Source organism: Mycobacterium celatum, from assembly GCF_002101595.1.
Taxonomy (GTDB): domain Bacteria; phylum Actinomycetota; class Actinomycetes; order Mycobacteriales; family Mycobacteriaceae; genus Mycobacterium; species Mycobacterium celatum.
In genome coordinates, this window is record NZ_LQOM01000038.1 from 20,061 (window position 1) to 32,980 (window position 12,920).

Genomic DNA, 12,920 nt, shown 5'->3' on the forward strand with positions numbered 1-12,920 from the left:
ACGGATGCGAAGGCAACGCAGCACCGCCAGTCCCACCGAGCAGGAGGACGCGATTCTCAAGGCGGCCGCCGAAGAGGTCGCGCTGGTCGGGGTGGGCCGGGCCAGCCTCGACGTCATCGCCCGCCAGGCCGGTGTCAGCCGCAGCACGCTGTATCGCCGCTTCCCCAACCGAGACGCGCTGATCACCGAGCTGGGGCGCCGCACCTTCGACTTCGCGATGGCCCGGCTGCGCACGGTCGCCATGGATTCCGGTCCCAAAGATGCTGCGGTAGCGGCATTCTGCGAGGGACTGCGGCTGCTGACCACCGAACCCGTGATGCGCAAGTTCCTGCAACTCGACAGTGACCTGACGGCCGTGGCCGGGGTGTATCAGGAAGCTCAAGCCTTCCTCGACAACGCATCGCTGGCGATGGCGAAGGCGCTGCGCGCCGCCGGCGCCACCATGCCCGACGACGAGTTGCTGGCTGTCGCCGAATTACACATCCGGGTGGCGTGCTCCCTGGCGCAGGTGCCGACCAAGGTCCTCGACGCCAGCGACGACGACGCGGTGCGCGCCTACGCCCGCAAGCACCTGGCGCCGCTGGTCTGGTAGGAACGGCGAGCAGACGCAAAAGCCCCCAACACGCGGGGCTTTTGGGGGGCTCTTGCGTCTGCTCGGCGGACTACTCCTCGACTTTCGCCATTGCGAGCACGTCGAGGCGACGGTCGAGCTCCTCTTCGGAGAGCTTGTCGCCGATCAGCCCGCGGTCGATCACGGTCTGGCGGATTGTCTTGCGCTCCTTGAGCGCTTCCTTGGCCACCGCTGCGGCTTCCTCGTAGCCGATCGCCGAGTTCAGCGGCGTCACGATCGACGGCGAGGACTCGGCCAGCTCGCGGAGGTGCTCGACGTTGGCGGCCAACCCGGCGATGCAGCGCTCGGCGAAAAGCCGCGACACGTTGGTCAGCAGCTTGAACGACTCCAGCATGTTGCGCGCCATCATGGGGATGTAGACGTTGAGCTCGAAGGCGCCGTTGGCGCCGCCCCACGCGATCGCGGCGTCGTTGCCGATCACCTGAGCCGCGACCTGCGTAACAGCTTCCGGGATAACGGGGTTCACCTTGCCCGGCATGATCGAGCTGCCCGGCTGCAGATCGGGCAGCTGGATCTCGGCCAGCCCGGTCAACGGGCCCGACCCCATCCAGCGGATGTCGTTGGCAATCTTGGTCAGCGACACCGCGATCGTGCGCAGCGCGCCGGACGCCTCGACCAGCCCGTCGCGGGCGGCCTGGGCCTCGAAAGAGTTGGTGGCGGTTCGTAATTCGGTCAAACCCGTCTTGGCTACCAGCACCTCGACCACTTTGGCGCCGAAGCCGTCGGGCGCGTTCAACCCGGTGCCGACTGCGGTGCCGCCGATCGCCAGCTCACCCAGCCGGGGCAGCGTCGCCTGCACTCTTTCGATGCCGGCTTCGATCTGGCGGGCGTAGCCGGAGAACTCCTGCCCGAGCGTCACCGGAACGGCGTCCATCAGATGCGTGCGGCCCGACTTCACCACTGTGCGCCACTCACGAGCCTTCGCCGCCAGCGCTTCCTGCAGCGCCTGCAGCGCCGGAAGCAGGTGGCGCACAGCGGCTTCGGTGGCCGCGATGTGGGTGGCGGTCGGGAAGGTGTCGTTGGACGACTGCGACATGTTGACGTCGTCGTTCGGGTGCACCGTCACACCGTTGGCCGCGGCGATCGACGCGATCACCTCGTTGGTGTTCATGTTGGAGCTGGTGCCGGACCCCGTCTGGAACACGTCGATGGGGAACTGGTCGTCGTGCTGGCCGTCGGCGATCTCGTTGGCGGCGGCGATGATCGCGTCGGCCTTCTCCGGCGCCAGCAACCCGAGGTCCTTGTTGACTTGCGCGCAGGCGCCTTTCAGCAGACCCAGGGCGCGGATCTGGGTGCGTTCGAGTCCGCGGCCGGAGATCGGGAAGTTCTCCACTGCACGCTGAGTCTGGGCGCGCCACAACGCTTTTGCCGGCACACGGACCTCGCCCATGGTGTCGTGTTCGATGCGGTATTCGGCGCTGTCGGCCATAAGGTGTGATCCTCGCTAGGGTTATCGGTCAGGGCAGTGGATATTGGGCGTTGGAATCGCCGGTGAAGTCGATCGCAGAGTATTCGTTGAGCTTCGAAAGCCGGTGGTAGGCCTCGATCATCCGCACGGTGCCCGACTTCGAGCGCATCACGATCGACTGGGTGGTGCAGCCGCCGGGGTAGTAGCGCACGCCCTTGAGCAAGTCGCCGTCGGTGACGCCGGTGGCGCAGAAGAACACGTTGTCACCGGAGACCAGGTCTTCGGTGGTCAGCACCCGGTCCACGTCGTAGCCGGCGTCAATCGCCTTCTGGCGCTCGGCATCATCCTTGGGCGCGAGCCGCGCCTGAATCGCCCCACCCATGCATCGGATCGCGGCGGCCGCGATGATCCCCTCCGGGGTTCCGCCGATCCCGGCCAGCATGTCGGTGCCGGAGTTCGGCCGGCACGCCGAGATCGCACCGGCCACGTCGCCGTCGGTGATCAGCCGGATCCGCGCCCCGGTGGCACGGACGTCGTCGATCAGCTGTGCGTGCCGCGGCCGCTCCAATATGCACACCGTCATGTCGCGCACCGACAGGTCCTTGGCCTTGGCGACAGCGCGGATGTTGTCCGCGATCGGCGCGGTGATGTCCAGGACGTGCGCCGCTTCGGGGCCGACGGCGATCTTGTTCATGTAGAACACTGCCGACGGGTCGAACATCGCGCCGCGGTCGGCGACCGCCAGCACCGAGATGGCGTTGGGCATGCCCTTGCTCATCAGCGTGGTGCCGTCGATCGGGTCGACGGCGAAGTCGCAGTCCGGGCCGTCACCGTTGCCGACCTCTTCGCCGTTGTAGAGCATCGGCGCGTGGTCCTTCTCGCCCTCGCCGATGACCACCACGCCGCGCATCGACACCGAGTTGACCAGTTCACGCATCGCGTCGACGGCCGCGCCGTCGCCGCCTTCCTTGTCGCCGCGGCCCACCCAGCGGCCCGCGGCCATGGCGCCGGCCTCGGTTACCCGCACGAGTTCCAAGGCCAGGTTGCGGTCCGGGGCTTCGCGACGAGAAGAGGCGGTCATGGCGCCGATTGTCCCAGAAGCAGGTCGGCGGCCTAAAGCTGGGATACTCGTGCTGTGACGACCCAGCCGCAGCCGACGCCCAAGCCGGCGAAGCCCCGGTTGCTGCAGGACGGCCGCGACATGTTCTGGTCGCTGGTGCCGCTGGTCGTCGCCTGCATCGTGCTTGCCGGCCTGGTCGGGATGTGCACCTTCGCGCCAGGCGCGGGCAACCGGGGACAGGTGCCGTCCTACGATGCCGCGGCGGCCTTGCGGGCGGATGCCCAGACGCTCGGCTTCCCGGTCCGGCTGCCCCGGCTGCCCGAGGGCTGGCAGGCCAATTCCGGCACCCGAAGTGGTGTCGAGGACGGCCGGACCGACCCGTCGACCGGTCAGCGGCTACGGGCCGCGGTGTCGACCGTGGGATACATCAGCCCGGCCGGCATGTATCTGAGCGTGAACCAGAGCAACGCCGACGAGGCCAGGCTGGTCGGCTCGATCCACCCGTCGATGTATCCCACCGGCACGGTCGACGTCGACGGCACCCATTGGATTGTGTATGAAGGCGACGGCGTCGAGCCGGTGTGGACCACCCGGCTCGACAGTGCCGCCGGCCCCGCCCAGATCGCGATCACCGGCGCCGGCAGCGCCGCCGAATTCCGTACGCTGGCCGAGGCCACCCAGTCACAGCCGCCGTTAGTGGCGAGACGGCCGTAGAGAAGAGGCAGCCGTGAGCGCACCCGAAGCGGATCTGGCGGGCTGGACTGCGGCGCCGTTCACCGGCGGCGGTTACACCCACGACGTCTACCGCAAGGGCGAGGGACCCGGCGTCGTGCTGATTCCCGAAATACCCGGCATCCACCCCGGGGTGCTGGCGCTCGGTAATCACTTGGTGGACAACGGCTTCACCGTCGCAATCCCGTCCCTGTTCGGCGAGCCGGGCCGGGCGGCGACGGCCGGCTACGCGGTGTCCACCATCGCTCGCGCCTGTGTGGCAAGGGAATTCGCGGCGTTCGCGACCAACAAGAACCGGCCGGTGTCGCAATTCCTGCGGGCCCTGGCCCGCAACCTCAACGCGTCGACACCTGGCAAAGGCGTCGGAGTGATCGGCCAGTGCTTCACCGGCGGCTTCGCGCTGGCCGCCGCCGTCGACGACAGCGTCCTTGCGCCGGTGCTGAGCCAGCCGTCGCTGCCGATACCGCTGACCCCGGCGCAGCGCCGCGACCCCGGAGTGTCGCGACTCGAACTCGACGTGGTCGCCGACCGCGCCGCCAACGACGGGCTGTGCGCGATGGGCCTGCGGTTCAGCGAGGACAAGCTGTCACCGGGTGAACGCTTCGCCACGATCAAGGAACGCCTCGGCGACGCGTTCGAAGTGATCGAAATCCCTTCCGGCACAGGCAACGAGCACGGATTTTCCAAGATGGCGCACTCCGTGCTCACCGACGAGGTCCGCGAGATCGAGGGGCATCCGGCTTACGAGGCCCGCAAGCGGGTGGTCGAGTTCCTCACTGCGCGGCTGGCGGCTTCTTAGGCGATTTGGGCGCGATTGTTTGCGCTGAGCGACGATTATCGCGCCGAAGTCGTTGCGGGTCTTCCGGCGCGACGCCTCTGTACGCCGCGAGATAGACGTCGATCGTGGTGACGACGACGATCATCAGCACCGGCCCGATGACGATGCCCCACGGCCCGAACATCGCAATGCCCGCGAACACCGACAGCAGCATCAGCGCGGGGTTGAGCCGAGCGTCGCGCGGCACCAGGACCGGACGCAAGAAGTTGTCCAGGTTGGTGACCACGATCAGATGCCAGAGCACCACGAAGGCACCGCCAATGATGTTGCCGAAGAACATCATTCCGATGCCGAACGGGATCGTGACAATACCGCCGCCCAGCGGGATGATCGACAGCGCGGTCAACAGGATCGCGAAAATGAAGAAGCCGTGGTGGAATCCGGCGATGTAGATCGACGCGGCCCCCGCAACGCCTTGGCAGAATGCGATGACGAACTGGCCGCTGACCGTGCCGCGCACCATCGAACCCATCTTGCGCAGGTACAGATCGGTGACGTCTTCGCCAAGCGGATTGAGTTGGCGGATCAACGTGGTCAGCTCTTCGCGATGGGTCAACAGCGCGACGAACACGTACACGAAGATGATCGCCGACGTGACGGCACCGAACACGTTTCCGGCGGTGTCCGCCACGACGTGCAGAAACCATTCACCGGCCTTCTGCGCAACCGTCACCATCGCTTTTCGCAGCGACTCCGCCGAGACGGTCGTGTGTACGAAGGGCACCCGCGCCAGCAGGTCGTTCGCGATGTGTAAACCCTTGTCGCCCAGCTGGTTCAGATCGGTGCGCTGGACCCAGTCGGTGACGTGGACGACCATCCGGGAAATCTGCGCGATCGCCAGCAGCACCACCAGGGCCAGCGGAACGATGACCGCGAGCAGCGCCACCAGCAGCGTGCAGGTGGCCGCCAGCCCGGTGGACAGCCGCCGGTCGAACCGCTGGAAAAGCGGTGTGAACAAATACGCCCCGACGGCCGCCACCACGATCAGCACGAAATAACTGCGCAGGAAATACGCCGCGAACGCACACGCGATCAGCGTGACGACGGCCAGCGCGCGTTTCTGGCTGGGCGTGAATTCGATATCCATCACCCGCCCTCCACGTCGGTCCCGACGTGAACGTTAGCGCTGGGCGGCCGATCTGGCGGCTTGGCGCGCCCGTTGTGCGCTGATGAATCGGATCGACAAGCGCTGCAGCAGACCGGGCGCCAGCCGCGCGAACAGCCACGAGGCGTACGCGCGCCTCGGCACCACCAACAGCGCCTTGTTGCGCTCGATCGCGCGCAAGGTGTCGCGGGCGAGGCGGTCGGGACTATAAGCGGTTTTCATGCCCTGCCCGCGCAGGTAGTAGTCGCGGCCGACAAAACCGCCGATTGCGCCCTTGTCCAGAATCGGTGTCTCGACGGCGGCCGGGCAGATCGCCAGCACGCCCACTCCGCGGGACACCGCCTCCGACCGCAGTGCCAGCGATAGCCCGACTACGGCGTGCTTGGTCATCACGTAGCTGGTGATCTGTCCCGCCGCGGTCAGCCCGGCCATCGAGGCGGTGTTGACGATGTGGCCGTGGCCCTGCCGCAGCATCACCGGGTACGCCGCGGCCACGCCGTGCACCACTCCGCGGATGTTGACGTCGATGATCGCGTTCCACTGGTCCAGGGTCAGCAGTTCGGTGTCACCGCCCCAGGCGATGCCGGCGTTGTTGAACATCAGGTCCAGTCGGCCCGCGCGGGCGACCACGTCGTCGACGGCGGCCTGCACGGCGGCCGCGTCGGTGACGTCGAGAACAGCCGCCCGGGCATTACGCAGGCCCTCAACGGTTTTCGCGGCGGCGTCGCCGTCGATGTCGGTGCACACAACGTCGGCCCCGGCGGCCGCCAGCGCCCGACAGAGCGCCGCGCCGATACCCGAGCCGCCGCCGGTAACGATCGCTTGCTTGCCGGTGAAAGTCACTGTGGCTGCACAAACCCCGGCGCGACGGCGTTGACCCGTATTCCACGCGGCGCCAATTCCAGCGCGGCGACCTGGGTCAGCATCGACAGTCCCGCCTTGGCCGCGCAGTAGGCGCTCATCGCCGCGGCGGGTTGCCGGCCGTTCAGCGAACTCAGCGACACCAGCGCCCCGCCGTCGCGCAGTTGCGGCGCAGCATGTTTGATCACCAGGAAGGCGCCGGTGAGGCAGACGTCGACCACCGCGCGGAAGTCTTCGACCGGCAACTCGGTGATCAGCCCGACCCCGCTGAACCCCGCGGTGTTGACGACGACGTCGAGCGGCCCGGCCCCGGCGAACAGCCGTCGCACCGAATCCTCGTCGGTGACTTCGACATTCGCCGACAGGTGCGGATCACCGAGCTCGGCGGCGACGGCGTGCGCGCCGTCGGCATTGCGATCAGCGACGGTGACTCGGCAGCCGTCGGCGGCCAGCGCGTGCGCCACGGCGCGGCCGATGCCGGACGCCCCGCCCACGACGACAGCTGCGGAGGTCATGCGTGCTGCCCGTCCGGCCGGTGATCACCCCATTTGGCGCTGATCACGCCCCACGGGTCGGCGTAGCGGCCGGGGTAGCGGTAGTACGGCGATCGGCGCTTGAGCAGCTCATGTGCCAGCGGTGCGGCCAGCCGTGCCGGGTAGCGCCGCCAACCCATTCGCTCGGCGGCGTCGATAAGCAGTTGTGGCCACGAAATACGTTGGAAGTCAAGCACTTCCTGCGACCGGGTGGTGTCCATCCAGTCGGTGGCAAACCAGTCGTCGTCGCTGTCGGGATTGCCTTTGCGGCCCAACGGAATTGCCCCCGTCAGCCCCATGGCCGCCGCGGTGGCCGGCGCGAGATCACCCTGGGTCAGCCGGTGCGAGTCGTCGCCACCGATCAGCAGCGTCTCCCCAACCGCGGGTGCCGTAGTGGCCGCGGCGAACGCGCGGGCGACGTCGCGCACGTCGACGGTCTGGATGCGACCGTCGGTCGGCAGCGAGGCCTCGAAGTAGATGGTGTCCAGGTCGACGTCGAAGCGCGGCTCGGCGGTGAGCACACCGCCCAGCCGCAGGATCACGAAGTCGAGCCCGGACTCGCGCACCAACTGCTCGGCTTCCACCTTGTGCGCGCCGTAGATGTCCGACGGCCGCAGCGGGGTGTCCGCGGTGAGCGGGTCGGTGGTGCGGTGCGGGTTGCGGGCGCCGTAGGCGGCGATGCTCGACGCTTGGACGAATCGCGGCGGCGACCCTAATCCCTTGGCGGACTTCAGCAATAGCCCGGTGGCGTCGACATTCACGGCGCGGGCGAGCGCCGGCCGGGCGTAGCACAGCGGCGGGATGATCGCGGCCAGGTGGATGATCGCCGCGGGGTTCACCGCTTGCAGCAGGGTGTCGACGGCCGTGGGGTCGGTCAGGTCGGCCCAGCGCACGTCGACGGCCTCGGGCAGCTTGTCGGCCGCCTTGCGGTTGGCGGGCACGTCGAGGTCGGTGGCGACGACGCGGCGACCGTCGTCAACCAGCCGTCGCACGGTCGCGGAGCCGACCAGTCCGAACGCGCCGGTGACCAACACTGTCTCAGTCATGGCGCATTACGCTACACGTCGACGCGGAATCGATGCGCGCCCGCGGCTTTGTAGCCGTTTGTAGTCGGAGCGACTACCCTGCTAGTGGTGGGCGACCGCCTAGATGTTGACCTACTCGACGATTATGACCCGTTCGAAATCGATACTCAGGCCGCGCACCTTTTCAAACACCCGCATTTGGGTGTTGCCGATATTGCCGACGTTTGGGAGGCTGACCCGTTGTTCTACCCGGCCAAGCCGCCCGCGCATTGGCTGATGTGCGCGGAGGTTGCGGGCACCGTTCTCGTGGTTCCTATTGCGCCCGCCCAATCGGGTGACCCTCGGCGATGCCGTCCGATCGGCTGTTACCCCGCTTCCAAAAATCTCGCAGACCAGTACCGGAGAGACCGATGACGAAGAAGCCCATGACCCCAGACGAAGAGTACGAGTTTTATGGGCGGCCCGAGAATCAGCAGCCGCAAGGCCCGCCTCGTAGACGCCGAGGTCGTCTGGCCGATCCCGTGCCGGTTAGGTTTCCGCCGGAACTGTTGGAGAAGGTCCGGCGTGCAGCCGAAGCCGATGACCGGTCGGTGTCGGCGTGGATACGGCGGGCAGTCGAGCACGAACTACATGCGGGTTGAACTCGGCTCCGCGAGCGTTGCACCGCGCGGGCGGTTCGCTGCGAAACGTAGTTCTTCTTGACGCCCGAGAGTGGCAGGCTGGTCACCGGAAGGTGATGGCAATGTACGACCGCAATCTGGACTACAACTGGCACGTCGACATCGAATTCGACGAGGACGACACCCATACTCACGCCACTGTTCGCGCGCAACGCGGCGACGGCCAGACGATCACCACATTGGGCGACGCCTACCGCCACCCGGGGGACGCCAGCCAGCCGATGATCGGCGAGGAGATCGCCGCCGCCCGCGGGCTGATCGCGTTGGGCACCGAGCTGCTGCACGACGCGTCGCTGCGGATCGAGCAGGTCACGCACCAGCCGGTCCACCTCTACCGCTGACTCGTGGCTCTGGCGGTTTGCCTGCTCTTCGACCGGCGATCCGAGCGGGCGATCCGCGGGTTGTGGGACCGAATCGAAGACCGGGGTGTGCCGAGCCTGCGCTCTCACACTCACGGCCGTCACGTGCCGCACGTGTCCTACGCGGTGCTGCGCAGCTGGGATCAGCCCGCGGTGACCGCGGTACTGGCCGACTTGCGCGACGGCGGCCCGGTGGAACTCAGCTTCGACGGTGTTGGGCTGTTCCGGCGCGGCCGGACCTGGCTGGTCGCCGGGGTGAGCGCGGATTTCGTTGCACGCCAAGCGCGGGTGGTCGAGGCCGTCACCGCCACCGGCGCGGAACTGCACAAGCACTACGTGCCGGGAATCTGGCTGCCCCACTGCTCGCTGGCGCCGCGCGCGATGCTGGCGCAGCTGCCTGAAGTGGTGGGTGCGGTACTGGACGTATTGCCGCTGCGAGCGCGGCTGGACCGCGCCGCATTGGTCAACAGCGCAACCGGTGACGTTTGCCCGCTGCCGTCGCTGCCGTGACTCGGCAATAAACGCCCTGGTAGTGGCCGAAAAGCTTATCCTTGGCGGGATGACGGCGGCAACCACGTGCCGGACCTGCGGCACCGAGCCCCTCGAGAACGCACGCTTCTGCCACTCGTGCGGTTCGCCGATCACTGCGGCCACCAGGCCGGCCGAGTACAAGCAGGTGACGGTGCTGTTTGCCGATGTGGTGCATTCGATGGATATCGCCTCGGCCGTCGGCGCCGAACGGCTGCGCGAGATCATGACCGAACTGTTCAACCGTTGCGGCGCAATTGTGCAGCGGTATGGCGGGACTGTGGACAAGTTCACCGGCGACGGCATTATGGCGGTCTTCGGCGCGCCGGTGGCGTTGGAGGACCATGCTTTTCGCGCCTGCTTCGCTGCCTTGGAGATTCAGCGCGCGAACGCCTCGAGCGATGGTGTCGCGCTGCAACTGCGAGTCGGCCTGAACTCGGGTGAGGTGGTCGCAGGTGAGATCGGTTCCGGGCCAGGCAGTTACACCGCCATTGGCGAACAGGTCGGGATGGCGCAACGGATGGAATCGGCCGCGCCGTCGGGTGGGGTGATGCTCAGCGAATCAACCGCGCGGCTGGTCGAGAGCCGGGTGGTGCTGGCCGACCCAGAGCTTGTGCGCATCAAAGGCGCCGACGAACCCGTGACGGCTCGTCGTCTGCTGCGGGTGGAGCCGCATCACGAGGCAGTCGGTCGTGCGGAGTCGAGCTTGGTCGGTCGACGCTGGGAGATGACGGCCGCTGAAGCGATCTTGGAGCGGGCCATCGACGGCAACGGCGGTGTCGTCGGCCTCGTCGGACCACCCGGGATCGGTAAGAGCCGCCTGGTCCGTGAAATTGCCGCGATGGCCGATAAGCGGGGTGTCGCGGTGTATTCCGCTCTGTGCGAGTCCCACACCAGCGATATCCCGTTCCACCTGGTCGCGCAGCTACTTCGTGCGAGCACCGGAGTGGCGGATCTCGACGGCAACGCCGCTCGGGTTCGGGCCAGAACCCGGGTGCCCGATGCCGATGAGCAGGATCTATTGCTGTTCAACGATTTGATCGGCATCGCCGATCCCGATGTCGAATTGCCCCAGATCGACCCGGATGCTCGACGGCGCCGGTTGACGGCACTCGCCAACACGGCCACGCTCGCCCGCACGTGGCCCGAGGTTTATGTCATCGAAGATGCGCACTGGATCGACGAGGTCAGCGAGTCGATGCTTGCCGACTTCCTGTCGGTGATCCCGCAAACCCCCTCGCTGGTCGTGATCACCTACCGCCCCGAATACCGCGGCGCTTTGTCGCGGGTGGCCGGTGCTCAGACGATTGCGCTTGCCCCGCTGAGCGATTCGGAATCATCGGCATTAATCGCTGAGCTACTTGGCCCGGACCCGTCGATCGGCGAACTGGCCGACGTGATCGCCGAGCGCGCTGCGGGGAATCCGTTCTTCGCCCAAGAGATCGTGCGCGACCTGGCCGAACGCGGTGTGCTACAGGGCAAGCGAGGAGAGTACCTGCTGTGCGCGGCGGTGGACGACGTGAGTGTGCCGGCCACCCTGAAAGCCACCATCGCCGCCCGCATCGATCGGCTGGAGCCGGCCGCCAAGAGCTCACTGAGTGCTGCTTCGGTTATCGGATCTCGGTTCAGCGTTGAGTTGCTCGCCGAATTGGATATCGATCCGGTGTTCGACGAGCTTGTCGCGGCCGAGCTGATCGATCAGGTCAAGTTCACCCCGCACGCCGAGTACACCTTCCACCACCCGCTGATCCGCACCGTCGCCTACGAGTCGCAGCTGAAATCGGACCGCGCTCAACTGCATCGGCAGCTAGCCGCCGTCATTGAACAAACCGACGCGAATGCCGCGCTGATCGCCGAGCACTTGGAAGCCGCCGGCGATCTCCCTGCCGCCTATGCCTGGCACATGCGGGCCGGTGCCTGGTCAACCAACCGCGATATCTCGGCGGCTTGGGTGAATTGGGAGCGAGCATGCCAACTCGCCGATTCGCTGGGCACCGATCCGGACGGCCTCGCGATGCGCATCGCCCCCCGCACACTGTTATGCGCCAACGCCTATCGGGGTAGGGATCCCGATGTCTCGCGGCTTTTCGAGGAACTACGCGAATTGTGTACCGCGGCGGGCGACAAAGCGTCCCTGGCGATAGGTATGAGCGGACTGGTGAACGAGCACATGATGGCTGCCCGCGTTAATGACGCCTCGCGGCTGGTCGCCGAACAGATGGCCCTGCTCGAGTCGATCACCGATCCGACGCTCACGGTCGGGGTGTCGCTTGGGCCTATCGCCGTCAAGTACGAAACCGGCGAGGTGGCTGACATCTTGCGGTGGTCAGAGACCGTCATCGATCTGGCGGCGGGCGACCCCGCTAAGGGTGACTTCATGATCGGATCGCCATTAGCGACGGCACTGGCATCGCGGGGGAGTGCAAGGTATCGCTTGGGACGGCCAGGGTGGCGCGAAGACTTCGATAATGCCCTGGTAATGGCGCGGGCGAGCGACCCCATGTCGCATGCAATTGTCATCTGCTACAAGTACGTTCCGGCGATACCGTGTGGGATGGTCCTCGCCGACGACGTTGCGGTGAGCGAGATCGGCGACGCACTGCGGGCAGCCGAGGGATCGGTCAACGACATCGCGCTCGGACTTGTCCGGCTGACGATGGGCGTCGGCCTCTTGCATCGGGAATCCGCAGAAGACCGTCGGCGCGGACAGCAACTATTGGAGCAGGTCCGCGACATGTGTATGCAAGGCCGGTTCTACCTGACCGAATTGGCGGTTACTGACGTGTACGTCGCTCGGGAGATGGCCAGGTGCGGAGACCTCGACGACGCCATATCCAGGTTGCGTAGCGCTTTAGACAATTTGTTCAGTCATGCGCAGCTGTCCTGGTGCGTTCCCGCTACGGCCATTCTGGTAGAGACGCTGCTGGTCCGCGGCGGCGATGGCGACGTGCAGGAGGCCCGCGCCGCAATTGACCGGCTGGCCGCTGCGCCCGCGGATGACGGGCTGGTCATGCGCGACATCATGCTGGTGCGGCTGCGCGCGCTGCTGGCCCGGGCTCACGGCGACGAGGCGAGCTATCGCACTCTCGTCGACCACTATCGCACTATGGCGAATGACGTTGGCTACGAAGGCCATATCGCACTGGCCCAAGCAATGTGA

The 12,920-nt window shown here is 66.8% G+C and carries 12 protein-coding genes and 1 pseudogene; 7 read left to right on the forward strand and 6 right to left on the reverse strand.

From position 1 onward, the window contains the following. Positions 1 to 4: 4 nt before the first annotated feature. The gene (locus tag AWB95_RS17520) at positions 5 to 592 is read left to right on the forward strand and encodes a TetR/AcrR family transcriptional regulator (RefSeq protein ID WP_062540184.1); all 588 of its coding nucleotides are present in this window, start codon (positions 5 to 7) and stop codon (positions 590 to 592) included. A gap of 70 nt (positions 593 to 662) precedes the next feature. Here AWB95_RS17520 and AWB95_RS17525 read toward each other — a convergent pair whose 3' ends face one another. Further along, positions 663 to 2,060, reverse strand: a complete 1,398-nt coding sequence (locus AWB95_RS17525; RefSeq protein WP_062540185.1) for a class II fumarate hydratase — start codon at positions 2,058 to 2,060, stop codon at positions 663 to 665. A gap of 28 nt (positions 2,061 to 2,088) precedes the next feature. Beyond that, positions 2,089 to 3,120, reverse strand: a complete 1,032-nt coding sequence (gene glpX, locus AWB95_RS17530) for a class II fructose-bisphosphatase (protein ID WP_062540186.1) — start codon at positions 3,118 to 3,120, stop codon at positions 2,089 to 2,091. A 54-nt stretch (positions 3,121 to 3,174) separates the two neighbouring features. On the opposite strand from glpX, the gene AWB95_RS17535 reads away from it, so the two are divergent. Together AWB95_RS17535 and AWB95_RS17540 are read left to right on the forward strand one after the other, a co-directional pair. Beyond that, entirely contained in the window at positions 3,175 to 3,813 is a 639-nt protein-coding gene (locus tag AWB95_RS17535; RefSeq protein ID WP_085168453.1) for a DUF4245 domain-containing protein, read from the forward strand. Positions 3,814 to 3,826: 13 nt separating this feature from the next. After that, positions 3,827 to 4,630, forward strand: a complete 804-nt coding sequence (locus AWB95_RS17540; RefSeq protein WP_085168454.1) for a dienelactone hydrolase family protein — start codon at positions 3,827 to 3,829, stop codon at positions 4,628 to 4,630. On the opposite strand, the gene AWB95_RS17545 is transcribed toward AWB95_RS17540, so the two are convergent. From AWB95_RS17545 to AWB95_RS17560, 4 genes and pseudogenes are all read right to left on the reverse strand, one after another. After that, on the reverse strand, positions 4,605 to 5,756 hold the full coding sequence (locus tag AWB95_RS17545) for an AI-2E family transporter (RefSeq protein ID WP_085168455.1): 1,152 nt from the start codon (positions 5,754 to 5,756) through the stop codon (positions 4,605 to 4,607). The genes AWB95_RS17540 and AWB95_RS17545 overlap by 26 nt on opposite strands. Positions 5,757 to 5,789: 33 nt before the next feature. Then, positions 5,790 to 6,617, reverse strand: a complete 828-nt coding sequence (locus AWB95_RS17550; RefSeq protein ID WP_085168456.1) for an SDR family NAD(P)-dependent oxidoreductase — start codon at positions 6,615 to 6,617, stop codon at positions 5,790 to 5,792. A gap of 8 nt (positions 6,618 to 6,625) precedes the next feature. Continuing rightward, positions 6,626 to 7,150, reverse strand: a pseudogene (locus tag AWB95_RS17555) (SDR family NAD(P)-dependent oxidoreductase); the annotation flags it as partial. Then, positions 7,147 to 8,214, reverse strand: coding sequence for an NAD-dependent epimerase/dehydratase family protein (locus tag AWB95_RS17560; protein ID WP_085168458.1), 1,068 nt, complete (start codon positions 8,212 to 8,214; stop codon positions 7,147 to 7,149). The pseudogene AWB95_RS17555 and the gene AWB95_RS17560, both read right to left, overlap by 4 nt. Before the next feature lie 404 nt (positions 8,215 to 8,618). On the opposite strand from AWB95_RS17560, the gene AWB95_RS17570 reads away from it, so the two are divergent. The 4 genes from AWB95_RS17570 to AWB95_RS17585 all read left to right on the forward strand — a co-directional run bounded on the left by AWB95_RS17570 (position 8,619) and on the right by AWB95_RS17585 (position 12,920). Beyond that, on the forward strand, positions 8,619 to 8,834 hold the full coding sequence (locus tag AWB95_RS17570; RefSeq protein ID WP_232315788.1) for a YlcI/YnfO family protein: 216 nt from the start codon (positions 8,619 to 8,621) through the stop codon (positions 8,832 to 8,834). Positions 8,835 to 8,935: 101 nt separating this feature from the next. Beyond that, positions 8,936 to 9,214: a DUF1876 domain-containing protein gene (locus tag AWB95_RS17575; protein WP_085168471.1), complete on the forward strand. Its 279-nt coding sequence runs from the start codon at positions 8,936 to 8,938 to the stop codon at positions 9,212 to 9,214. Positions 9,215 to 9,217: 3 nt separating this feature from the next. Further along, positions 9,218 to 9,742 carry a 2'-5' RNA ligase family protein gene (locus tag AWB95_RS17580; RefSeq protein ID WP_062541843.1) on the forward strand — a complete coding sequence of 175 codons (525 nt, stop codon included), beginning with the start codon at positions 9,218 to 9,220 and terminating at the stop codon, positions 9,740 to 9,742. Positions 9,743 to 9,791: 49 nt separating this feature from the next. Next, positions 9,792 to 12,920: an ATP-binding protein gene (locus tag AWB95_RS17585; RefSeq protein WP_085168460.1), complete on the forward strand. Its 3,129-nt coding sequence runs from the start codon at positions 9,792 to 9,794 to the stop codon at positions 12,918 to 12,920.

Bases quoted from the DNA above. Each gene is read 5' to 3' on its own strand.
- AWB95_RS17575 (WP_085168471.1), top strand. From the start codon at position 8,936: ATGTACGACCGCAATCTGGACTACAACTGGCACGTCGACATCGAATTC.
- AWB95_RS17545 (WP_085168455.1), bottom strand. From the start codon at position 5,756: ATGGATATCGAATTCACGCCCAGCCAGAAACGCGCGCTGGCCGTCGTC.
- AWB95_RS17560 (WP_085168458.1), bottom strand. From the start codon at position 8,214: ATGACTGAGACAGTGTTGGTCACCGGCGCGTTCGGACTGGTCGGCTCC.
- AWB95_RS17570 (WP_232315788.1), top strand. From the start codon at position 8,619: ATGACCCCAGACGAAGAGTACGAGTTTTATGGGCGGCCCGAGAATCAG.
- AWB95_RS17520 (WP_062540184.1), top strand. From the start codon at position 5: ATGCGAAGGCAACGCAGCACCGCCAGTCCCACCGAGCAGGAGGACGCG.
- AWB95_RS17525 (WP_062540185.1), bottom strand. From the start codon at position 2,060: ATGGCCGACAGCGCCGAATACCGCATCGAACACGACACCATGGGCGAG.
- glpX (WP_062540186.1), bottom strand. From the start codon at position 3,120: ATGACCGCCTCTTCTCGTCGCGAAGCCCCGGACCGCAACCTGGCCTTG.
- AWB95_RS17585 (WP_085168460.1), top strand. From the start codon at position 9,792: ATGACGGCGGCAACCACGTGCCGGACCTGCGGCACCGAGCCCCTCGAG.